At 75.5% G+C, this 20,572-nt stretch carries 17 protein-coding genes; 8 read left to right on the top strand and 9 right to left on the bottom strand.

The window, feature by feature from the left end; translation table 11 throughout:
- Positions 1-214: 214 nt before the first annotated feature.
- The 3 genes from ggt to ACZ6EM_RS24915 all read left to right on the top strand — a co-directional run bounded on the left by ggt (position 215) and on the right by ACZ6EM_RS24915 (position 3,720).
- On the top strand, positions 215-2,005 hold the full coding sequence (ggt, locus tag ACZ6EM_RS24925) for a gamma-glutamyltransferase (RefSeq protein ID WP_401047013.1): 1,791 nt from the start codon (positions 215-217) through the stop codon (positions 2,003-2,005).
- 75 nt (positions 2,006-2,080) lie between these two features.
- A complete protein-coding gene (locus tag ACZ6EM_RS24920) occupies positions 2,081-2,929 on the top strand; it encodes an exodeoxyribonuclease III (protein WP_359913305.1) in 849 nt (282 codons plus the stop codon).
- A 167-nt stretch (positions 2,930-3,096) separates the two neighbouring features.
- Positions 3,097-3,720, top strand: coding sequence for a hypothetical protein (locus tag ACZ6EM_RS24915; protein WP_465773262.1), 624 nt, complete (start codon positions 3,097-3,099; stop codon positions 3,718-3,720).
- A gap of 77 nt (positions 3,721-3,797) precedes the next feature.
- Here ACZ6EM_RS24915 and ACZ6EM_RS24910 read toward each other — a convergent pair whose 3' ends face one another.
- Positions 3,798-4,580, bottom strand: a complete 783-nt coding sequence (locus ACZ6EM_RS24910) for a lysoplasmalogenase (RefSeq protein ID WP_465773261.1) — start codon at positions 4,578-4,580, stop codon at positions 3,798-3,800.
- Between the two features lie 458 nt (positions 4,581-5,038).
- Here ACZ6EM_RS24910 and ACZ6EM_RS24905 point away from each other — a divergent pair, with 458 nt between their 5' ends.
- The gene (locus ACZ6EM_RS24905) at positions 5,039-6,598 is read left to right on the top strand and encodes a DUF2398 family protein (protein WP_452177474.1); all 1,560 of its coding nucleotides are present in this window, start codon (positions 5,039-5,041) and stop codon (positions 6,596-6,598) included.
- Positions 6,599-6,764: 166 nt separating this feature from the next.
- Here the strand turns inward: ACZ6EM_RS24905 and ACZ6EM_RS24900 are convergent, their stop codons facing one another.
- The 3 genes from ACZ6EM_RS24900 to ACZ6EM_RS24890 all read right to left on the bottom strand — a co-directional run bounded on the left by ACZ6EM_RS24900 (position 6,765) and on the right by ACZ6EM_RS24890 (position 9,017).
- On the bottom strand, positions 6,765-6,944 hold the full coding sequence (locus ACZ6EM_RS24900) for a hypothetical protein (protein ID WP_359913294.1): 180 nt from the start codon (positions 6,942-6,944) through the stop codon (positions 6,765-6,767).
- Between the two features lie 120 nt (positions 6,945-7,064).
- The gene (locus ACZ6EM_RS24895) at positions 7,065-8,696 is read right to left on the bottom strand and encodes a BCCT family transporter (protein ID WP_401054950.1); all 1,632 of its coding nucleotides are present in this window, start codon (positions 8,694-8,696) and stop codon (positions 7,065-7,067) included.
- 168 nt (positions 8,697-8,864) lie between these two features.
- Positions 8,865-9,017 carry a hypothetical protein gene (locus tag ACZ6EM_RS24890; RefSeq protein ID WP_465773260.1) on the bottom strand — a complete coding sequence of 51 codons (153 nt, stop codon included), beginning with the start codon at positions 9,015-9,017 and terminating at the stop codon, positions 8,865-8,867.
- Between the two features lie 481 nt (positions 9,018-9,498).
- Here ACZ6EM_RS24890 and ACZ6EM_RS24885 point away from each other — a divergent pair, with 481 nt between their 5' ends.
- Positions 9,499-10,752, top strand: a complete 1,254-nt coding sequence (locus tag ACZ6EM_RS24885; RefSeq protein WP_465773265.1) for a sulfite oxidase — start codon at positions 9,499-9,501, stop codon at positions 10,750-10,752.
- A 99-nt stretch (positions 10,753-10,851) separates the two neighbouring features.
- Here the strand turns inward: ACZ6EM_RS24885 and ACZ6EM_RS24880 are convergent, their stop codons facing one another.
- Together ACZ6EM_RS24880 and ACZ6EM_RS24875 are read right to left on the bottom strand one after the other, a co-directional pair.
- Positions 10,852-11,502 carry a TetR/AcrR family transcriptional regulator gene (locus ACZ6EM_RS24880; RefSeq protein WP_359913286.1) on the bottom strand — a complete coding sequence of 217 codons (651 nt, stop codon included), beginning with the start codon at positions 11,500-11,502 and terminating at the stop codon, positions 10,852-10,854.
- A gap of 98 nt (positions 11,503-11,600) precedes the next feature.
- The gene (locus tag ACZ6EM_RS24875) at positions 11,601-12,509 is read right to left on the bottom strand and encodes an acyl-CoA thioesterase (protein WP_401048522.1); all 909 of its coding nucleotides are present in this window, start codon (positions 12,507-12,509) and stop codon (positions 11,601-11,603) included.
- Positions 12,510-12,646: 137 nt separating this feature from the next.
- Here ACZ6EM_RS24875 and ACZ6EM_RS24870 point away from each other — a divergent pair, with 137 nt between their 5' ends.
- Positions 12,647-14,032 carry an SWIM zinc finger family protein gene (locus ACZ6EM_RS24870; RefSeq protein WP_380358706.1) on the top strand — a complete coding sequence of 462 codons (1,386 nt, stop codon included), beginning with the start codon at positions 12,647-12,649 and terminating at the stop codon, positions 14,030-14,032.
- On the top strand, positions 14,029-16,749 hold the full coding sequence (locus ACZ6EM_RS24865; protein WP_465773259.1) for a DUF7824 domain-containing protein: 2,721 nt from the start codon (positions 14,029-14,031) through the stop codon (positions 16,747-16,749). The genes ACZ6EM_RS24870 and ACZ6EM_RS24865 overlap by 4 nt, the downstream gene beginning before the upstream one ends.
- A gap of 67 nt (positions 16,750-16,816) precedes the next feature.
- Here the strand turns inward: ACZ6EM_RS24865 and ACZ6EM_RS24860 are convergent, their stop codons facing one another.
- From ACZ6EM_RS24860 to ACZ6EM_RS24850, 3 genes are all read right to left on the bottom strand, one after another.
- On the bottom strand, positions 16,817-18,019 hold the full coding sequence (locus tag ACZ6EM_RS24860) for an MBL fold metallo-hydrolase (protein WP_401048526.1): 1,203 nt from the start codon (positions 18,017-18,019) through the stop codon (positions 16,817-16,819).
- A gap of 387 nt (positions 18,020-18,406) precedes the next feature.
- Entirely contained in the window at positions 18,407-18,859 is a 453-nt protein-coding gene (locus tag ACZ6EM_RS24855) for a MaoC family dehydratase (protein WP_359913279.1), read from the bottom strand.
- 74 nt (positions 18,860-18,933) lie between these two features.
- The gene (locus ACZ6EM_RS24850) at positions 18,934-19,449 is read right to left on the bottom strand and encodes a pyridoxamine 5'-phosphate oxidase family protein (RefSeq protein ID WP_452177479.1); all 516 of its coding nucleotides are present in this window, start codon (positions 19,447-19,449) and stop codon (positions 18,934-18,936) included.
- A 117-nt stretch (positions 19,450-19,566) separates the two neighbouring features.
- Between ACZ6EM_RS24850 and ACZ6EM_RS24845 the strand changes: the two genes are divergently transcribed.
- Positions 19,567-20,457, top strand: a complete 891-nt coding sequence (locus tag ACZ6EM_RS24845) for a hypothetical protein (protein ID WP_401053785.1) — start codon at positions 19,567-19,569, stop codon at positions 20,455-20,457.
- Positions 20,458-20,572 lie beyond the last annotated feature (115 nt).

The following is a 20,572-nucleotide window of genomic DNA, read 5'->3' as shown; positions in this document are numbered from 1 at the left end:
CCGACCTGCCCGGAAGGTTGGCGCTGCGCTTCCAAACGGCAAGGGGGTGGGGGGGGAGACGAAGCTGTTTGGGGGGGGGGGTGGGGTGTTCCCGGCGGCCTGGTCCCCCCGCCACCGCCCCGTCAACTACCGGTTGGTAGCGGCGCGGTGCGGTTGTCGGATCATTCCTCCTGTGGAACAACTGATGAGTTGACGTCGACTCAGGAGGACTCGCATGAGAGCTCTGACCCGCCTCGCGCCGTCTCTGTTACTCACCACCGCACTGGTCTGGTCCGGCGTCGGGCCGGCCGGCGCCGCGGCCCCGCCGTCGAAGGCGCCGGAGGCGGTGGGCTGGGGCGGTGCGGTGGCCACCGTCGACGCCGACGCCACCGCCGCCGGCATCGAGGTGCTGCGCAAGGGCGGCAACGCGGTCGACGCGGCCGTCGCCGCCGCCGCGGCCCTCGGGGTCACCGAGCCGTACTCCTCCGGCGTCGGCGGCGGCGGGTACTTCGTCTACTACGACCACGCCACCGGACGGGTGCACACCATCGACGGCCGCGAGACGGCCGGCCGCACCGCCGACAGCGGCCTGTTCCTGGAGGACGGCAAACCGCTGGCCTTCGCCGACGCCGTCACCAGCGGACTGTCCGTCGGAGTGCCCGGCACCCCCGCCACCTGGGACGCCGCGCTGCGCCACTGGGGCACCCGCTCGCTCGCCCAGAACCTCGAACCGGCCGAGCGGATCGCCGACAACGGCTTCGTCGTGGACGACACCTTCCGCAACCAGACCGCCGACAACTACGCCCGGTTCAAGGACTTCCCGGCCACCGCCAAGCTCTACCTGCCGAACGGCAAACCCCCCGAGACCGGCAGCCTGCTGCGCAACCCCGACCTCGCCGCCACCTACCGGCTGCTCGCCAAGGACGGCGTCAAGGCCTTCTACCAGGGCGAGTTGGCCGGGGACATCGTCAACACCGTGCAGCACCCGCCGGTCGACCCGGCCTCCGGCCGCAACGCCCGTCCCGGCCGGGTCGACACCACCGACCTCGCCGACTACCGGGTCCGCGACCAGGCGCCCACCCACGTCTCCCACGGCGCCTACGACGTCTACGCGATGGCCCCCTCCAGCTCCGGCGGCACCACCGTCGGCGAGGCGCTCAACATCCTGGAGGACGGCGGCGACGTCTCCGCGTACAGCAGCACCCAGTACTACCACCACTTCCTGGAGGCCTCCCGGATCGCCTTCGCCGACCGCAACCGCTGGGTCGGCGACCCGGCCTTCAACGACGTCCCCACCAAACAGCTGCTCTCCGAGCGCTACGCCGCCTCCCGGGCCTGCCTGATCAGCCCGGACCACGCGCTCACCGGCCCGCTCGCCCCCGGCGACCCGCGCCACCCGGCCCCCTGCGCCGACACCGGCCAGGCCGTCGCCGAGCCGTACGAGGGCCCCAACACCACCCACCTGACGGTCGCCGACCGCTGGGGCGACATCGTCTCCTACACGCTCACCATCGAGCAGACCGGCGGCAGCGGCATCACCGTCCCCGGCCGGGGTTTCCTGCTCAACAACGAGCTGACCGACTTCGACTTCACCCCGCTCGCGCCCGGCGTCCCCGACCCCAACCTGCCGGGCCCGGGCAAGCGGCCGCGCTCCTCGATGTCCCCGACGATCGTGCTGCGCGACGGCGAGCCGGTGCTCGCGACCGGCAGCCCCGGCGGCGCGACCATCATCACCACCACCCTCCAGGTGCTGCTCGGGCGGCTCGACCGCGGCCTGAGCCTGGAACAGGCCATCGCCGCGCCGCGCGCCAGCCAGCGCAACGGCGCCACGACCCAGGCCGAGCCCGGCTTCCTGGCGCTGCCCGAGCGGGCAGCGCTGGAGGGCCTCGGACAGAGCTTCGTCAACGGCGGCGAGATCGGCGCCGCCACCGGCGTGGAACGGCTGCCGGACGGCCGCTGGGTGGCCGCCGCCGAACCCGTGCGGCGCGGCGGCGGCTCGGCCGCGGTGGTCCGGCCCGCGCGCTGATCGGGCCGGACTGTCGGTGCCGGACGGTATGTTCGGGGTGGGCCTCCCGCGCGAGGGGCGGCCCACCCCGTCCGCATGCCCGTCCGCACCGAACCACCGGGAAGGCCGCCCGCCGTGACCGTCCGCATCGCCACCTGGAACATCAACTCCGTCACCGCGCGGCTGCCCAAGCTCCTGGAGTGGCTGGAGAGCGCCAAGCCCGACGTGCTCTGCCTCCAGGAGCTCAAGTGCGCGGCCGACGCCTTCCCGTACGAGGCGGTGCGCGAGCTCGGCTACGAGACGGCCGCGCACGGCAACGGCCGCTGGAACGGCGTCGCGATCGTCTCCCGGATCGGCCTGGACGACGTCGTGCGCGGCCTGCCCGACCAGCCCGGCTACCTCGCCGACGGCGCCCTGCTGCCCGAGGTCGAGCCGCGCGCCGTCGCCGCCACCTGCGGCCCGGTCCGGGTCTGGTCGGTCTACGTGCCCAACGGCCGCGAGGTCGGCCACCCGCACTACGAGTACAAGCTGGAGTGGCTGGAGGCGCTGCGCAAGGCCGCCACCGAGGACGCCGCGGGCTCCCGCCCGTTCGCCGTCCTCGGGGACTTCAACATCGCCCCCACCGACGAGGACGTCTTCGACGCCGCCGCCTTCGAGGGCCTCACCCACGTCACCCCGGTCGAGCGCGCCGCGCTGACGTCCCTCGGCGAGATCGGCCTCCAGGACGTGCTGCCCCGCCCGCTCAAGTACGACCGCCCCTACACCTACTGGGACTACCGCCAGCTGGCCTTCCCGAAGAACCGGGGCATGCGGATCGACCTCACCTACGCCAACAAGCCCTTCGCCGACGCCGTCACCGACAGCTACGTGGACCGCGAGGCCCGCAAGGGCAAAGGAACCTCGGACCACGCGCCGGTCGTGGTGGACCTGGACCTCGACGTCTGAGCCGCGCCGCGGGCGTCACGCCGGGTCACGGGCCGTAACCCGAACGGTCGTGAGCGCTGGCCGAACGCGGGGCGGGTGCCTACCGTCGGTGAATGACCGGGTGCAGTCGCTCGACCACGTGGACATGGGAGTCCCCGGCTGCGCCCGAGAATCCCGGAGGTTCCGGCATGCGCCCCACGCGTACGGCCGCCGCCGTCCTGATCGGCGCGACGGCGCTGACCGGCCTGACGGCCCCCCTCGCATCCGCCAGGGACGGCTCGGCCTCGGTCAGCCCGTCCCAGGCCGCACCGGGCCAGACCGTGACGGTCACGGTCTCCTGCGAGAAGTCGGACAAGCCCGACGCCAAGACCATCACCGCCCGCTCCGCCGCCTTCGAGGGCGGTCCGGCGACCCTCACCCTGGGCCCCGACGGCAAGCACAGCGGCTCCGCCCGACTGGCCGGCCAGCACGCCGGGGACAGCAAGGTCGACGGCACCTGCCCGGACGGCGGCGCCTTCGCGACCACCGTCACGGTCGCCACCGTGGCCTCCACCACCCCGGACCGGAGCACCGACAAGGACGCCCGGACGAACCCCGACAAGAGCCTCGGCGAATGGGGCGAGGCCGCGGGGGAGTGGGCCGGTTCGCTCGGGCAGTCCGGCGCCGGCAGCCAGCAGGTCGCCCCGCACGGCGCGGTGCGGACCGGCCTCGGCGGCTCGGTCGCGGCGAACCCGGCGGAGCTGGCCGGCGGCCTCGCGCTGGTCGCCGGCGGTGTCGGCGGCTTCTGGCTGCTGCGGCGGCGCGGTGCCTGACGGCCCCGCCGCCGCGTGCCCGCGCGCCCCTGCGCCGCACCGCCGGACCCCGACGGGACCGGCGGCGCGGCGGCGGGTCAGACGGTTCGCGGCTCGGCGCCGCCGTTGCCCCAGGTGCCCCCAGTGCCCCCAGTGCTCCCGGTGCTCCCGGTGCCCTCGACGCCCTCGCGGTGCAGCCGGTCCTGGTGCCGGAGGGTGCCGTCGGCCAGCAGGTACTGGGCCAGCACATAGGTCGCCATGATCCAGAACTGATGGCCCGGCAGCTCCCGCCACTTCGCCAGCTGGGTGGCGATCAGCGTGTCGGAGAGCAGGAACAGCGCCCCGCCCAGCCCGGTCCGCCAGCCCAGCCCGGCCGAGGTGACGGCCGTCGAGGCGAGCAGCAGGCTGTAGCCCGCCACCGGGACGCGCAGGTCCCCGAGGTCCGGCCAGAGCTGCCCGACCAGGGTCACCCAGGCCGTCGCGTACGCGGCCGCGACCATCAGTGCCCGTCGGCGGTCGGTGAGCGCGCCGCGCTTGACGAACATCGTCACGTAGCAGACGTGCGCCGCCGCGAACGAGCCCATGCCCGCGAGGAACGCGGGATCGTTCTTCAGCTGGAGCAGCACGTCCCCGCCCGCGCTCAGCAGCAGGGCCGGCGCCAGCAGCTTCGGCGCCTCCTGCCCGGCCTTCCTGGCCGCCGCCACGCTCTGGGCCGCCAGCAACGGCATCAGGGCCGGCTTGGTGGCGTTCTGGAGCACCGAGGCGCCGGAGACGATCGCGCCCAGGTGCGCCGCCGAGGTGGCCGCGAAGCCGCCCAGCAGGCCGGTGGCCGAGCGCAGGCGTGCCCCGAGGCCGGCGCGGTCGGTGGTACGGACAGTCATGCGTGCGCCTCTCGGTGATCCGCTGCTCTTCAGACCGACCCTAGAGGAGCCGGACCGGCGGCGGAAGGGCGGGTTACCGGCGCGTAACCCCGGTGGGCGGAGCCGGATGACGGGGCGGCCGGCAGGCGGAGCGCGGGCGACCGCTTCGAGGGCTCCTGCGGAGAGTTCCCCAGGAGGGCGGTTGCTGCCGACGGGTGGCCCGGGCACCGTCTAGTCTGGACCCCGACATGGATCAGCAGGACTACGCGGTCGGCGCCACCCGGGTGGCCGGCAGGCCGGACGGACGCGCGGGCGGGGCAGGACGGGGAACCGCCCACGCCGTCCTCGCCGTACACGAAGCCGGTCCTGACGGCGGTCCCGCTGCCGGCTCCGCCACCGGTTCCGCCGGCGCTCCTGGAACCGGCCCCGCTGACAGGGGACCTGGGACGGGCGCGGCGAGCGGTGCTGACGACGTGCGGGTGACCGACCCCCCGGCCGCCGGCGTGACGCTCTCGCCCGATCCGGGGCTGCTGCGCCTGGCCCACTGGTTCGCCGCCGCCGCCCCCGGCACCGCCGACGACCTCTGCGCCGCCTCCTTCGGCCTCTACCCCGCCCGCCACCTCGGCGCCGCCGCCGAGCCCGCCGCCGATCCCGGCGTCAGCTGGTGGCACGGCCCCACCGCGCACTCCGCCACGCCGGCGCGCCTCCGGGAGGACCGCACCGAGGGCGGCCTGCGCCGCGCCCGGCGCGACGACGCCGCGCTGCCCGTCGTCCGGTCAGGTGCCAAGCCGGGCAGGCCGGGCCGGCACCGCAGGCCCGAGCCCACGCGGGTGACGCCGCCCACCGTCGTGGCCCAGGACCGCTCCGGCGAGGAGCTCCCCTCGGCCGAACGCCGGATCGCCGCCCGGCTGTTGCTCGCCCATCCGCTGGTCACCGCCTCCGGTCCGCACGCCGACGGCTTCCCGCTGATCCGCCGTCACCGGGACTGGCTGGCCGAGCGGTTCGACACCCTGCTCGGCTACCGCCTCGTCGTCGGCCCCTGGCACGCCCGGCTCTGCAAGGCCGGCCTCGGCCCCGACGCCGCCCGCCGCCTCGAACACCCCGTCACCGGGGCGCCGTTCACCCCGGCAGGGTACGCCCAACTCGCCCTCGCACTGGCCCTGTTGGTCGATGCCCCGGAGGAGCTGGACTACCGGCGGCTGCTCGACGCGATGGGTGCCGCCGCCCCCGAACTCACCGCCGAACCGGCCGACCTCGCCATGGCGCTGGCCGCGCTGGCCGGCTGGCAGGTGCTCGGCGAGCTGCCGCCCGACCCGGCCGACGGCTCCTTCGTGCTGACCGTGGACCGCGAACTCGCCCGTGCCGTCCCGGCCGGCCCGCCCGCCCTCGCCGACGACGCCGCCGACCTGATCCGCCGCGCCGCCGACGCCGAGCCCGCCACCGCCGTCCGCCGGCTGCTCGCCGAGACACCCGCCGTCCTGGCCGCCGACCTCCCCGAGGACCACCGGGCCTGGCTGCAGGACCACCGGCTCAGCGGCCCGGCGGCGCTCGCCGAGTTCCTCGGCCTGGAGGCCGAGCTGCGGGCCGAGGGCGTCGCCCTGCTCGACCCGGCCGCCGAACTCACCGACCTCGCCCTCCCCGGTGCCGACACCGTCGCCCAGGCCGCCCTGCTGCTGGTCGAGCGCCTGGTCGAGGAGGTCCGCCCGCTGCCCGGCGAGGCGGTGGCCGGAGACGTTCCGATCCCGGACGCGCTGATAGACGGCGTCCTCGGCGACATCGCCGACGAGTACGGGCTGCCCGCCCGGTACCTCGCCGACCGCACCGCCCTGCGGCGCGACGCCCTCGACCTGCTCCACCGCCTCGCCCTGATGGCCCCCACTCCCCACCCGACCCGGCCCCCGGCCTGGCGCCTGCGCCCCCCGGCCGCCCGCTACGCCCCGGCTCCCGACCTCCACCCCACCCCCGGCAACGGCCGCCACTCGCGCCCCGGCCCGCTGGTCCCGCCCCCGGCCGGCCCCCGCGCCGAGCAGCGGGCGTAGCGGGGGACGCCGCTCTCCGGCGGCGGGGCCCGGCTCGGGCGGAAGGCGCGACGGGCTCGGGCCGGGAAGCATGGTGGCTCCGGGCCGGGGAACGTGGTGGTTCCGGGCCGGGAGAGCAAGAAGCACCGGGTCCGGGACGGGACCGCGGTGCCGGGCGGGGCGGTTGCTACTTGCTGGCGGAGGCGCTGGCCAAGGGGCCGTGTTCGACGGTTTCCACGGTGGCGCCGACGCCCAGGGTGCCGAGGGCGATGGAGACGAGGACGGCGGTGGCGGCGAGCAGCCGGCGGTGCCGTTGGGGCAGGGGGAAGCGCGGTTCCTGGTGGGGCGCCTGAGGGTTGGCGTTCATGACAGGGAGGTTTCCAGGGCGGCGTGAACGGTCGGTACGCGCGGGTGAAGTCCCGACGGGGGTTTGGCGTCGGTTGGCCGCACACGCCCCAACCGTCGCCGGCCGGGGCGTATGCGCAGGTCAGCGGCGCGTTCCGGACTCGCCGACGGCCTCCCGGACGGCGTCCCGCAGGCCGTGCGGCGGGCGGAAGCGGGAGGGCGCGGCGGCCGGGTCCTCGCGGAGCTCCTTCACCAGCGAGACGCACAGCAGCAGCATCACCACCACGAACGGCAGCGCGACCAGGATCGTCGCGTTCTGCAGCGCGGTCAGCCCGCCGGCCAGCAGCAGGGCCGCCGCGACCCCGCCCATCAGCACGCCCCAGACCACCACCAGCCAGGTCCGCGGATGCAGCGAGCCCCGGCTGGAGAGCGAGCCGAGCACCAGCGAGGCCGAGTCGGCGCTGGTGATGAAGAAGGTCATCACCAGCAGCACCGCGACCACGCTGGTCACCGAGCCGAGCGGCAGCGAGCGCAGCATCTCGAACAGGGAGGCCTCCGGGCCCTGCGGGATGGTCGCGACCAGGTCGGCCGCACCGGTGGTGACCAGCCGGATCGCGGTGCCGCCCATCACGCAGAACCAGACGACCGTCGCCCCGCTGGGCACCAGCAGCACGCCGAGCAGGAACTGCCGGACGGTGCGGCCGCGCGAGATCCGGGCGATGAAGGTGCCGACGAAGGGCGCCCAGGAGAGCCACCAGGCCCAGTAGAAGATCGTCCAGGAGCCGAGCCAGCCCTCGTCGGTGAAGGCGCCGGTCTGGGTGGACATGGCGAGCAGGTCGGAGAGGTAGCCGCCGACCGAGGACGGAATCGCGTCCAGCACGAACACGGTCGGACCGACCACGAAGACGAAGACCATGATCAGCGAGGCGAGCACGACGTTCGCCGTGGAGAGCCACTTCACGCCCTTGTGGACCCCGGAGAACGCGGAGACCACGAACGCGGCGCTCAGCGAGGCGATGATGATCAGCTGGGCGTTCTGGGTGTTGCGGACGGACGAGATGTAGCCGAGCCCGTCGGCGACCTGGAGCGCGCCGAGGCCGAGGCTGGTCGCGGAGCCGAAGACGGTGGCGAACACGGCCAGCAGGTCGATCGTCCGACCGGCCCAGCCGTCCGCGCCGCGCTGTCCGATCAGCGGGACGAAGGCGGCGGAGATCCGGTTGCCCCGGCCCTTGCGGAAGGTGGTGTAGGCGAGGGCCAGGCCGCCGACCGCGTAGATCGCCCACGGGTGCAGGGTCCAGTGGAAGAGCGAGAACTCCAGGGCCTGCTGGGCGGCGGCCGAGCTCTGCGGCTCCACGCCGGAGCCGGGCTGCGGGGTGGCGAAGAGCTGGAGCGGCTCGCCGACGCCGTAGAACATCAGGCCGATGCCCATGCCGGCGCTGAACATCATGGCGATCCAGGCGACGGTGGAGAACTCGGGCTCGTCGTCGTCGCGGCCGAGCCGGATCCGGCCGAAGCGGCTGAACGCGAGCAGCAGGGCGACGACGAGGAAGACGTCGGCGGCCACCACGAACAGCCAGCCGAAGTTGTGCAGCACCCAGTCGAGCGCCGTGCCGGAGGTGCGGCCGAGCGAGTCCTCGGCGAAGACGCCCCACGCGACCACCGCCAGGACCAGGACGGCGCCGATGCCGAACACCGCCCGGTCGACCGGAAGGGTCGCGGCGGGTTCGTCGGGCTCCTTCGCGGGCGGGTCGGGCTGGGGCGGCTGGCTGCTCATCGGATGGACCTCTCGACATACTCGGCGCGTCCGGAACGCTCGGACTGTCGGAACGCTCGGAACGCTCGGAACGCTCGGGATCAAGCTGTATGTCGCACTATGTCCAGTTCACTCCGCCGGTGGCGGGACGGCGCGCCGGGGGAGCGCCGGGTCGGGACCTACGTCCCGTCAGGCCGCCCGCCCCTCGCCGTAGCCGCGCCCGTGACCGGAGTCGCGCGCGGTGGCGAGGTCGTGGGAGAGCGCCCGGCTGCTGCGGGAGAGGCCCTCGATCCGCGAGTCCAGGTCGGCGAGCCTCGGGTGGGCGAGTTCTCCGATGCGCATGACCTGGCGAACGACGCCGCTCGCCGGGGTGTCCCCCCCCCCCCGGGGGGCGGTCATCCCTTGAGGAACTCCAGTACCACGTCGCGCAGTTCGCACGTCGGCGTGGGCGGCCGGCCGGGAGATCCGGGCGAGCGGGGTGGCTGACATCGGGTGCTCCTTCGCGGGCCGGGGTTTCGCCGACAGCGGGAACGGTAGGTGTTCACACCAGTGAGAAGGTCAAGCCGGAGAGCGGGAGCCCGCCCGGGACAGCCTTCGGGTCCCCGGCTCTGGTCGCGCGCACCGGCGAACCGTCCACGCCGACACGGAAGGAACGCCGTTCATGGACGACGAGGTCCGTACCCCGGACGAAGCAGCCCCGACGCAGGCCGCCGGGACCGCGGCCACCCCGACGCAGGACGCCCCGACGCAGGACCCCCCGGAGCAGGCCGGCCCGGCGCAGCCCGTCCGCGACGACGGGGTGGACCGCCGGACGGTGCTGCGGATGGTCTCCGCCGCCGGGGTGCTCGTCGCGCCCGTCCCGGCCGCCCCGCTGCCCGCCGCGGGCCGGGCGGCCGCCGAGGAGGTGCCCGCGCCCGGCCCCCTGCCCGGGGCGGTGCCCGTGCCCGTGCCCGTGCCCGGGCCCGTGCCCGGGATCGTCAAACCGCTGCCCGCCGAGTGGTTCGTGCCGCGCGGCACCAACGCCGAGACGCGCTGGGACGCCTTCCGCGACGCCGACGGCCGTGCCGTCGTCCACCGGCACGTGCCGGTGGAGCGGTTCTTCGTCCGCAACCACACCAGCACCCCGCTGATCGACCCCGGCACCTGGCGCCTCAGGCTCTTCGGCAGCGGTCTGCGCGGTGCCCCGACGGCCGGGCGCCCGGTCGAGTTCGGCCTGGACGACCTGCGGGAGCTGCCGTCCACCCGGATCAGCGCGCTGATCGAGTGCGCCGGCAACGCCCGCAGCTACTACCCCGGCCAGCAGAACCAGCCCGTCCCGGGTACGCCGTGGACCCTCGGCGGCGTCGGCTCGGCGAGCTGGCGTGGCGTCCGGCTGGCCGAGGTGCTGCGGGCCGCGGGGCTGACCGGGGCGGCGGTGGACGTGCTGCCCACCGGCCTGGACCCGGACTTCGTCGCCGGCGGCACCAACTACGGACCGGTGCGCCGCCCGCTGCCGATCGCCAAGGCGCTGGACGACGTGCTGCTCGCGTACGAGATGAACGGCGAGCCGCTGACCCCGGACCACGGCGCCCCGGCCCGCCTGGTGGTGCCCGGCTGGGTGGGCATCGCCTCGATCAAGTGGGTGGGCAGCGTGGAGGTCGCCGACCACCGGCTGTACTCGCCGTGGAACACCGACTTCTACCGGATGTTCGGCCCGGAGTACCCGCCGGGCGGCGGCGACCCGCTCACCGAGCAGGTGGTCAAGAGCGCCTTCGAGCTGGCCGCCGGTGCGCGGCTGGCGGCGGGGCGCGAGCACCGGCTGCACGGGCGCTCGTGGTCCGGGGCGGCGGCGGTGCGCCGGGTCGAGGTGAGTGCCGACGGCGGCCGGACCTGGCGGCGCGCCGAACTGCGCGACGAGCCGCGGGCCGACGGCTGGACGCGCTGGAGCGTCGACTGGCGCCCCGAGCGGCCCGGTCCGTACGAGCTGCGCGCCCGCGCGACGGACCGCCGGGGCAACACCCAGCCCGAGCGGGCGGTGTTCAACCGGGAGGGCTACCTGTTCGGTGCGGTGGTGGCCCACCCGGTGACGGTGGTCTGAGCCGCGGCAGTGGTCCGAGCCCAAGCGGTGGTCCGCGCCGCGCCGGTGGTCCGCGCCCGTCGGCCCACCGGCCGGCGGGCGCGGACCCCCGGCGGGCGCTCAGCCGGTGGACTGGACCTCGTACGGGGCCGGGTACCGCGTCTCGTACGGGGTCAGCACCAGCCGCACCACGTCCTCCAGGCGCCGCCGGGCGTCCCCGAGGGTGGTGCGGCCGGTCACCCAGGCGGTCAGCTCGCCCTGCCAGGCGTGGGCGACGATGTGCCGCACCAGGTCGCTCGCGGCGGCCGGCACCTCGGTCGTCACGGCTTGCAGGGCGGTGCTGTCGGCCCGGGCCATGCCTTGCAGGGCCTCGCTGGCGAACGGATCGGTGGAGGCGGCCACGGCCACCCTCAGCCGGGCGAGTTCGGGCTGCCGCTGGTAGGCCCGCATCCCGCCCCGGACGAACCGGACCGCCCGGTCGGTGGCCCCCGGCCCGGCTCTCGGCCCGCGCAGCTCGGCCACCAGGTCGGCCAGCAGGAGGCGATGCCACTCGGCGATCGCCGCCGCCAGGAGGTGGTCCTTGGAGGAGAAGTAGCGGTACGCCGTCCCCAGGGCGACTCCGGACCGCTCGCAGACCTGCTTCATCTGCATCCGCTCGACGCCGATCTCGTTCACCAGGGCGAGCGCGGCCGCGATCAGGCTTTCGCGGCGTTCGAGCTGACGCGGAGACATCGCCTCCACCGGCCGTGGTGACAGGTCAACCTTGGTCACCCGCACCATGATACGGGCCGGGGCCGCTCAGGAGTATGACGCCGTCCGGCCGCCTTCCGTTCGTCCTGGGGTCACCGGGGTACCGGGAGTGCCGGGTGTCACGAGGGGTCGCGGATCAGCGCCTCCTGGACGGCGGAGGCGACCAGTCGGCCGTCCAGGTCGTAGAACTCGCCGAGCGCCAGACCCCGGCCGTCCGAGGAGGACGGGCTGCGCTGGGCGAACAGCAGCCACTCGTCGGCCCGGAACGGGCGGTGGAACCACATCGCGTGGTCCAGCGAGGCCATCAGCAGCCGGGGCGGTTCGGTGCGCTGGAAGAAGTTCGGCTGCATGTTCAGCCCGGCGGTGGAGGCCAGGGTGAGGTCGGACAGGTAGGTCAGCGCGCCGGCGTGCAGCAGCGGGTCCCCGTCCGGCAGCGGCGAGGCGGTGCGCATCCAGACGAACTGCTGCAGCAGTCCGGGGACGGCCGCCGGCAGCCCCGGGGTGTCCGCCGGGACGAAGCGCACGTCGAGGTCGCGGAAGCCGCCGTCCGCGGCGAGCGCCCGGCGGACCTGCTCGGGCAGCCCGGCGACGGAGTTCGGCAGCGACTCCGGGTGGGGCAGCGTCGGGACCTCGCGCTGGCGGTCGGCGGCCGGCTCGGGGTGCTTGAAGGAGACCGAGAGGGTGAAGACCTCGTGCTCCTGCTGGAGCGCCGTCACCCGGCGGGTGGTGTAGGACGTGCCCTCGCGGACCCGCTCGACCAGGTAGTCGATCGGCCGGGCGGGGGAGCCCGGCCGCAGGAAGTAGCCGTGCAGCGAGTGCACCGGGCGCCGGTCCGCGCAGGTGCGGCCGGCGGCGACGAGCGCCTGCGCGGCGACGTGGCCGCCGAAGGCGCGCATCGGGGCGCCGGCGTGGCAGCGACCCCGGAACGTGTTCTCGTTCAGCTGCTCGATCTCCAGCAGCCCGGCGAACGAGGTGGCCGGGCTGGGCTCCTGTTCGGCCGGGATGCGCTGTTCAGTCAGGTCTGTCACGGGCCAATAGTGGCAGAAGCCAACCGTGTGGCGATGTGACCCGGGTAACGTCCGGGTGCTCGGAAATCGAATAGAACACGTTTCATTTAAGCCAGTGGCCCACAGATCTGTCAGTGCCCTCACCTAGCGTGCCCGGCATGACGCAATCCGCACACGCGTACGCCTATCTGCGCCCGTCGGCCGTCCTGGACGGCGCCGACGGACGCAGCCTCGACCTGGCCACCTCCGGCGGCGCCACCCCGCTCGGATCCGCCGCCAACCCGCGCTTCTTCGCGGGCTTCCTGGCCGATCCGGCGCCGGCCGCCGCCGCGCTGCTCGCGGTCGCGGACGTCGCCGCCGCGCGCTACTACCAGCCGCAGCTGCGCGCCTCGCTCGACCCGGTGGTCACCGCCAACGGGGACCGGCTGCGCTTCGAGTCCTTCTCGGGCTGCTGCGGCGTCTACGCCCGGCTCGACGTGCTCCGGGCCGGGCTCGACGGGGACGAGATCGGCCACGGCACCACCAACGTGGACGTCAACAACCCGCTGCGGGAGGCGCTGACCAGGATCGGCCCCGCCGACCCGCTGCACCTCGCGGTCGGGCCGGACGCGCTGGAGGTCACCAGCTTCGACGGGCCGCTGGTCGAGAAGAAGGTCCCGCTGCCGGAGCGCTGGCTGCGCGGCTTCGCCGAGACCCAGGTCGTCGCCGCCGGCTTCGAGCCGCGCGCCGAGCTGCCCGCCGCCGAGGCGGTCCGGTTCCTTCGCTCGCTGCCGCGCGCCGGGCGCGGCGGGCGGGCCGGCGCCGGCTGGGTCGTCCCGGCCGGGACGACGCTGCGGCCGACCACCCGGCCGGTGCCCGGCGCGGTCTGCCTGCCCGGGCCCGAGCGGCTGGTGGCGCTCCAGCGGGTGCTGCGGCACGCGCTCGCCCTGCGGGTGTACGGGCCGGTCGCGGCCGGGGAGCCGACCGCCTCCGCCTGGGAGGCGGTGCTGCCCGGCATGCGGCTGACCCTGACGCTCTCACCCGACGCCTCCCGGGGCTTCTCCGGCGAGGGCGGGGTGCTCGACTCGCTCGCCACCGGGACGGCCGAGCGGGACGCCGAACTGATCGCGGTGCTGCTCGCCTGGGAGCCCCGGATCGAGGTCGGGGACCTCGCCGCCCAGTCCGGGCTGAGCCCCGAGCGGGTCCGCGCCGCGCTCACCCGGCTGGGCACCGCCGGGCAGATCGGCTACGACACCGCCGAGGCCGCCTACTTCCACCGGCAGCTCCCGTACGCCGCCGGGCGGGCCGAGGCGGCCAACCCCCGGCTGCGGGCCGCCCGGGCCCTGGTCGAGGCGGGCGCGGTCCGGCTGGAGGAGGGCGGGGCGACGGCCGTCGTCACGGTGGACGACCACATCCAGCGGGTGCGGACGGACGCGTCGGGGCGGCTCAGCTGCACCTGCCTGTGGTGGGGCAAGTACCGGGGCGGACGCGGGCCGTGCAAGCACGCGCTGGCGGTCGGGATGGTGCGGGAGTCGGCCGCGGGGGCGAAGGGGGCCGGAGCGTGAGCACGACGGCGGGTGCCGGCCGGCAGGGGCCGGTCGACGAACTGCTGACGGCCGTCCGGTCCGGACGGCTCGCGCGGATACCGGAGCTGCTGGCCGCCCTGGACCCGGCCCAGCGGCGGTCCGGCCTGGCCGCCCTCAAGGAGCTGCGCAAGGAGTTGCGGCAGGACTGGTCGCGGGAGGCGGCCGAGGCCAGGGGGCGACTGCTGGTGGCCGGGGCCGGCTGCCACGCCGGCCCGGCCGGCGCCGCCGTCTGGCTGGCCGGCAGCGACTTCGCCGACCGCCCGTGGGCCCGCAACTCCGTGCTGCACCAGGTCGTCGAGGCGCAGCCGGTGGAGTGGCAGGTCGAGGTGGTCACCCGGCTCGCCGCCCGGCCGGCGCGCAACCAGGGCTGGTCGATGTACCCGGTGATGGAGGCCGTGGTCCGGCGCACCGGCTGCGAGGTGCCGCGCGGCGAGACCTTCGTCCGGGGCTGGATGGACCGCGTGAACGACTTCGGCAGCGGCGGCGCGCGCCCGACGCTGGCCGAGAAGCTGCGCCAGGACGCCTTCACCCCGGTGCTGCTGCCCGAGCTGCTCGAACTCGCTGACATCAGCTGGCCGCTGACGTTCCGGCACAGCCCGCGCCCCGGCGACATCTGGACCGAGGCGATCGGCGAACTGGCCGCGGCCGGCGTGGTCGACCGGACCGAACTGCTCGACCGCTGCCTGGCCCGGCTGCTGCGCGGCGGCAAACCGGGCGACCAGCGGGCCTTCCTGGAGGTGCTGCGGGCGCTCGACCCGACGCCGGCCGAGTACGCGGCCCGGGTGCGCGACCTGGTGGCGCTGCTGGACGGCCAGTCGGTACTCGCCGGGCACGCCCAGGAGGTGCTCGCCGGGCTGGACGAGGCCGGCCTGATCGAGCCCGACGTACTCCCCGAGGCCTCGGCGGTGGTGCTGTTCCGGACCGAGAAGAAGCTGGTCCGCGCCCAGCTGGCCTGGCTGGACAAGGCGGCCCGGCGCGCGCCCGACCGCTCCGGCCCGGTGGTGCTGGCCGCGGCCGAGGCCTTCGGGCACCCCGACGCGGCCCTCCAGGAACGGGCACTGAACGTGGTGGCCCGGCACCTGAAGGCGGCGGGGGAGGCGGTGGTGGCGGAGCTGCGGACCGCCGCCGAGGTCCTGAACCCGGCCCACCACCGGCGCGCGGGCGACCTGCTCGGCGCGCCGGTCGGGGGTGACGAGGACGACCCGGACGCCGGGTGGAACGCCTTCCTCCCGCCGGCCCCCGAACCGCGCCCGCTCGGCGCCCCGATCGGCTCGGCGGTGGAACTCGCGGAGGAGCTGTCCGCCCTGCTCGCCTCGGGCGAGCCCGCCGTGGCGGACTTCGAGCGGGTGCTGGACGGGCTGGTCCGGCTCACCCACCTGGACCGGAAGGCGCTGGCCGAGGCGGTGGAGCCGGTCCGCCGGGTGCACCCGTGGCGCGGCACCAACAGTGGGGGTGACTGCATGCCCCGGGAGATCCTCTACGTGGTGGCCGCGGTGGCCGGAGAGACGCCGCCGTGGAAGGTCTGGGACTACCTCGGCCGCAAGGGCCGCTCCGTGCTGCGCGGAGCCCACACCACCGTGCACGGGGCCGTCCTCGCCGCCCGCTTGGAGGAGGCCGCCTGGCAGGTTGACCGGGCCCGGCTGCCGTACCTGCTCGCGACGCCGACCGACGCCACCGGCGCGATGGACGCGGCCGTGCTGGTCGAGCGGATCGCCGGGTACGAGGCGGCGGGCGTCACGCCGGGAAAGGCCGACCTGTCCCAGGCCCTGCTGCGGGTCGACGTGCGGGTGGAGGAGGCGGTGCTGAAGGCCGCCGAGGCGCTCACCTCCCCGGCCGGGCGGTGGCTGGCGCACTGGCTGCGCACCGGCGGCCTGCCCGGGCAGCCGTCCGAGCGGGTGCTGTTCGCGCCCGGCAAGGGGGTGCGGCGCACCAACGCGTACGGGGACCGCTGGTGGGAGGACGTCGAGCGGATCGCCGTCGCCCAGCCGGGCATCGGCGCCGGACCGAAGGGGCCGGGTGGCGAGCGGCTCACGGCCGAGCCGCTCGCCCTGCTGGACGGCACCGAGCCCAGCGTCGCCCGGGCCCGCAAGATGTACGGCTGGACCTGGCGGCCCGTCGCGCACTGGTTCGCGATGCTCCCCTGGCACCGGGAGGAGCTGGCCGCGCGCTGGCTCGACCCCTTCGCCGAGGGCGCCGACCGGGACGAGCGCGGCGCCGCCCGCTACCTCCCGCTGCTCGCCGAGGCCGGCGGCCCGGCCGGGCTCGCGCTGCACCTCGCGCTGGCGTACGGCCTGGGCGCCCGGCACGCCGAGGACCGGACGGCGGCGGTGGACGCCCTGCTGGTGCTCGCCGCGCGCGGCGACCTGAACGGCGCGCTGCTCGGCCGTGAGCTGGGTGCCCTGGTGGCCTGCGGCACGGTGATGGCCGGCCGGCTCGGGGCGGCGCTCACCACGGCAGCGGAGACCGGCGCCCGGGCGACGGTCTGGTCGGTGCTCGCGGCGGCCCTGCCGGGCCTGCTGGGGGAGGCCGACCCGTCGACGCGCGGGCTGGGTGACCTGATCGCGCTGGCCACCGACTGCGCCCGGCGCACCGGGGCCCGCGGGCCGGTCGCCGAGGTGACGGCGACGGCCGAGCGCGGGGGATCGGGCCGGGTGGTCAAGGAGGCCCGGGCGCTGCGGGACGTGCTCGCGGGCTGAGGGGGTGGATGCCGGCCGGCGGTGGACGGGTGTCGGCTGCTGGCGGACAGATGTCGGCTGACAACTTTCAGCGAACAGATTTTGAAATCTGTTCGCTGAAAGTTGTCGTCTGTTCGCGCGCCTCGGCCGCCCCCGTGGCCGCCTCCTCCTGCTGCCGTTCGCCGGCCAGGGGCGGGATGCCGCGCGGTGCGGCGACGGCGCGCCACCACAGGCGCAGGGCGGGCGGGGCGGCGGGCTCGAAGGGCTTGCCGGGACGGGGCACGGCGAGCCGGGCGCCGAGCGCCTGGGCCGCGGTGACCACCCGCTCGGCCGGCTCGTCCCAGGGGTGCAGCGCGAGGTTGAAGGTGCACCAGTGGATCGGCAGCAGCAGTTCGCCGCCCACGTCCAGGTGCGCCCGCACGCCCTCCTCGGGGGTCATGTGCACCTCGGGCCAGAACTCGCTGTACGCGCCGACCTGCATCATCGTCGCGTCGAACGGGCCGAGCCGGCGGCCGATCTCGGCGAAGCCGGGGAAGTAGCCGGTGTCCCCGCTGTGGAAGATCCGCCGCCCGCCACCGGCGACCACCCAGGACGCCCACAGGAACAGCGTGCTGGTGCGCGGCCCCCGGCTGCAGTAGTGCCGGGCCGGCGTGGCGGTCAGCGTCAGCCCGGCGACCTCGGCCGACTCCCACCAGTCCAGTTCGACGATCCGTGCGGCCGGTACGCCCCAGTGCTCCAGGTGCGCCCCGACCCCGAGCGGGACGGCGAACACCGCGCCCGTCCCGATCAGCGCCCGGACGGTGCCCATGTCGAGGTGGTCGTAGTGGTCGTGGGAGACCACCACCACGTCCACCGGCCCGAGTTCGGACAGCGGCAGCGGCACCGGGTGCAGCCGCTTGGGGCCGGTCCAGGAGAAGGGGGAGCAGCGCTCGCCCCAGACCGGGTCGAGCAGGACCCGCCGTCCGCCGATCTCGGCCAGGACCGTGGCGTGCCCCAGCCAGGTCAGCCGCAGCCCGGACTCCGGCGGCGCGGCGAGGTCGCCCGGGAGCAGCCGGTGCACCGGCACGGCGGCGGTCGGCGCGCGGCGGGTCTTGTCCCCGGCCAGCTGGGCGCGGGTGATCTCCAGCGGGCTGCGCTCATACACCAGGCGGCGGGTGGGCACCGGGTTGCGGAAGGCGCCGTCGGCGAACTGCGGGGACCGGCGGATGCGGGCCAGCCGCTCGCCCCGGGGCTCGGCGCCGAAGGCGTCGGTCCTGATCCGGTGCCAGGCGGCCCGGGGCAGTCCGGCCAGCCCGGGGACGGCGCGCTCGGCGGCGGGGTCGGCGGACGGCGGGGCGAACAGTGCGGACAGACCGGCGAGGCGGGAGAACCACGGGGCGGGGCGGGGCACGGCTCCTCCAGGGACGGTCACGGCTACCGGGCGGGCCGGGGCGCGCAGCGCAGTGGCGGGTGGGGCTGCTGCGATACGACAACCATCTCGTCGGAGATTACTCGCCATGGGCCGTCCGGACCTGGTGGAGAGCCCGGCGCGGTCCAATCGGCGTACCCGGGAGGGCGGCGCGGGCCGGTGCCCGGGCGCCGCCCCGCGCTCGCCCCCGGGGGGGACTTCCTCGGCCCCGACCCCGGCCCGGTGACGGCCCCGACCCCGGCCCGGTGACGGCCCGGGCCCCGGTCCGGGTCAGGCGTAGAAGCGGGTGATCGTCTCCGCGACGCAGTGCGGCTTGGCGCTCCGCTCGCTGGTCACGGTGAACCGCACCACCGCCTGGATCCCGCCCGGCACCTCGGTGGCCGAGAGCAGCTCGGCGGTGGCCCGGATCGCCGTGCCCACCGGCACCGGCGCCGGGAACCGCACCTTGTCGGAGCCGTAGTTCAGCGCCATCCGCACGCCCTCGACGGCATAGCACTCCTTCGCCAGCACCGGGATCATCGACTGGGTCAGGTAGCCGTGCGCGATGGTCGAGCCGAACTGGCTCTCCTTGGCCCGCTCCGGGTCCACGTGGATCCACTGGTGGTCACCGGTCGCCTCGGCGAACAGGTCGATCCGCCGCTGCTCGATGGTGTGCCACTGACTGGTGCCCAGCTCGGTGCCGACGGCGGCGGTCAGCTCGGCGAGGGAGGCGAAGGTCGTCACGGTGCGCTCCTGGTGGGGACGGGCCCGGGGAGGGGTCAGGACGCCGGAAGCGTATGCCTACCCATCGGTATCTGTCAGGAGCCGAACGGAAAACCGGTGTTCACGGGCCCGGCGCTCACCGGCCCGGCGCTCACCGGCCCGTTGCTCGGCTGCCGGCGCGTCCGGCGCCCCGGGACTCCCGGCCCGGTCGGGAACAGCCGGCGGCCGCTGACCAGTTCCGGGACCAGCGCGACGAACAGCGGCTCCGGATCGCCCACCCACGGCCGCAGACCGGACCGCAGCACCCGTCTGACCTGCTCGGGATCGCTCACCACGTCGGCCCGCCCGTGCACCAGGACGCTCCACCCGGTGCGGGTGACCGGGTCCAGCAGATCCGCCTGGAAGGCCACCACCGTGCCGTCAAGCCCGCGCGCGGTGGCACTTCCCCGGCGTACGGCGAGCACCAGCCGCCCGTCCAGGACCTCGAAGGAGACCGGCAGGACGGCCGGCAGCGCGTGCTCGGTGTACACCACGCGCCCGACGGGCACGGTGCTGAGCAGCCGCAGGCACTCGGCCTCGCTCAGGGTCTCCACACGGTCCTCACGCTCCATGCGTCCGATCGTCCTCGGTCGGTGCGCGCACCGATAGGGCCCATGGTCCCTGAGCGGACGGGTCGGGAGCCCCGTCGGCGACCGTTCGGGGCGGTAGCCTGCCCGGCGGGTGGAGAAATGGTGCAGGAGGGGGACGGCCGGATGGCGGGCGGGGTCGATCTGGTGGTGATCGGGGCGGACGGCGGGCCCGACCGGGCCTTCGGGGGTGCGGCGCTCGCGGCGGACGGCGCCCGGCTGCTCGCCGACGTGCTGCCCGGGATGTGCTTCGACACCGGCGCGGCCGGCTGCCGGGTCACCACGGTGCCGCCGGACGCGGACGCCAACGCGATGCTCACCGCCGTCCGGGACGCCGCCCAGCACCCCGGCCGCTGGCTGCTGGTCTGCCTGGTCGGCCAGCTGGTGGTCGATCCGCGCGGGCGCCGGCTGGCCCTGGTCACCGCCGGCAGCACCGCCGACAACGCCTACCGCCGGGGCCTGGCCTGGGACTGGGTGGTCAGTGCGATGGTGCACGGGGACCAGGAGGAGGCGCTGCTGCTGGTCGACGCGGTGGTCGACCGCGACGCCTGGGCGGCGCTGGAGCGCGGCGAGGACGGCGCGGGCGAACTGCTGAGCTACTCAAGGGTTCCGCTGTGGGGCCGGATCGGCCGCCACTCCCCGGGCAGCCGCTACGCCCCGGGCAGACGCGGCCGGGACGCCGTCCTGCCGGGCGGGGAGGGCTCGTTCAGCCGGGCCCTGACCGCCGTCCTGCGCCAGGGCGTCCCGGGTGCCCCCGCGGCCGTCGCCCCGCTCGATCTCCAGCCGGCCGTGGCCGCGCTGACGGACGGTGGGGAAGCGTCCGGTAGTTCGGGTGCGCCTGGCGCGCGCCTGCTCGTTCCGCCGCACGCCGGGCGGCTCCTGATGCGCAATCGGGCCGCGGTTCGGGGCGCATTGGCCGGATTGTCGCTTTCCGAGGAACTGTTGGCCGTTCTGTGGCGGGAAAGCGCCCCGACGGAACCTCCTTCCGCGTAAGGTCAGGGGGCCTGAGGTGTTGCCGTGATGGGGTGGGTTGGCGAAGAATCGATCCCCAGCGGAAACACCGGTGGGACGGCGGAATTCTCCTGGCGGCCGTGGATCACGGATCAGG

Source organism: Kitasatospora sp. NPDC041917 (genome assembly GCF_055589745.1).
The sequence above is the reverse complement of the archived record's forward strand: the minus strand, read 5'-3'. Positions and strand labels throughout refer to the sequence as shown.

What these genes read in the sequence shown, in the direction of transcription:
- ACZ6EM_RS24915 (WP_465773262.1), top strand. Translation starts at nt 3,097, where the DNA reads ATGCGCCCCACGCGTACGGCCGCCGCCGTCCTGATCGGCGCGACGGCG.
- ACZ6EM_RS24895 (WP_401054950.1), bottom strand. Translation starts at nt 8,696, where the DNA reads ATGAGCAGCCAGCCGCCCCAGCCCGACCCGCCCGCGAAGGAGCCCGAC.
- ACZ6EM_RS24920 (WP_359913305.1), top strand. Translation starts at nt 2,081, where the DNA reads ATGCCCGTCCGCACCGAACCACCGGGAAGGCCGCCCGCCGTGACCGTC.
- ACZ6EM_RS24850 (WP_452177479.1), bottom strand. Translation starts at nt 19,449, where the DNA reads ATGGAGCGTGAGGACCGTGTGGAGACCCTGAGCGAGGCCGAGTGCCTG.
- ggt (WP_401047013.1), top strand. Translation starts at nt 215, where the DNA reads ATGAGAGCTCTGACCCGCCTCGCGCCGTCTCTGTTACTCACCACCGCA.
- ACZ6EM_RS24900 (WP_359913294.1), bottom strand. Translation starts at nt 6,944, where the DNA reads ATGAACGCCAACCCTCAGGCGCCCCACCAGGAACCGCGCTTCCCCCTG.
- ACZ6EM_RS24885 (WP_465773265.1), top strand. Translation starts at nt 9,499, where the DNA reads ATGGTCTCCGCCGCCGGGGTGCTCGTCGCGCCCGTCCCGGCCGCCCCG.
- ACZ6EM_RS24870 (WP_380358706.1), top strand. Translation starts at nt 12,647, where the DNA reads ATGACGCAATCCGCACACGCGTACGCCTATCTGCGCCCGTCGGCCGTC.
- ACZ6EM_RS24890 (WP_465773260.1), bottom strand. Translation starts at nt 9,017, where the DNA reads ATGCGCATCGGAGAACTCGCCCACCCGAGGCTCGCCGACCTGGACTCG.
- ACZ6EM_RS24910 (WP_465773261.1), bottom strand. Translation starts at nt 4,580, where the DNA reads ATGACTGTCCGTACCACCGACCGCGCCGGCCTCGGGGCACGCCTGCGC.
- ACZ6EM_RS24845 (WP_401053785.1), top strand. Translation starts at nt 19,567, where the DNA reads ATGGTGCAGGAGGGGGACGGCCGGATGGCGGGCGGGGTCGATCTGGTG.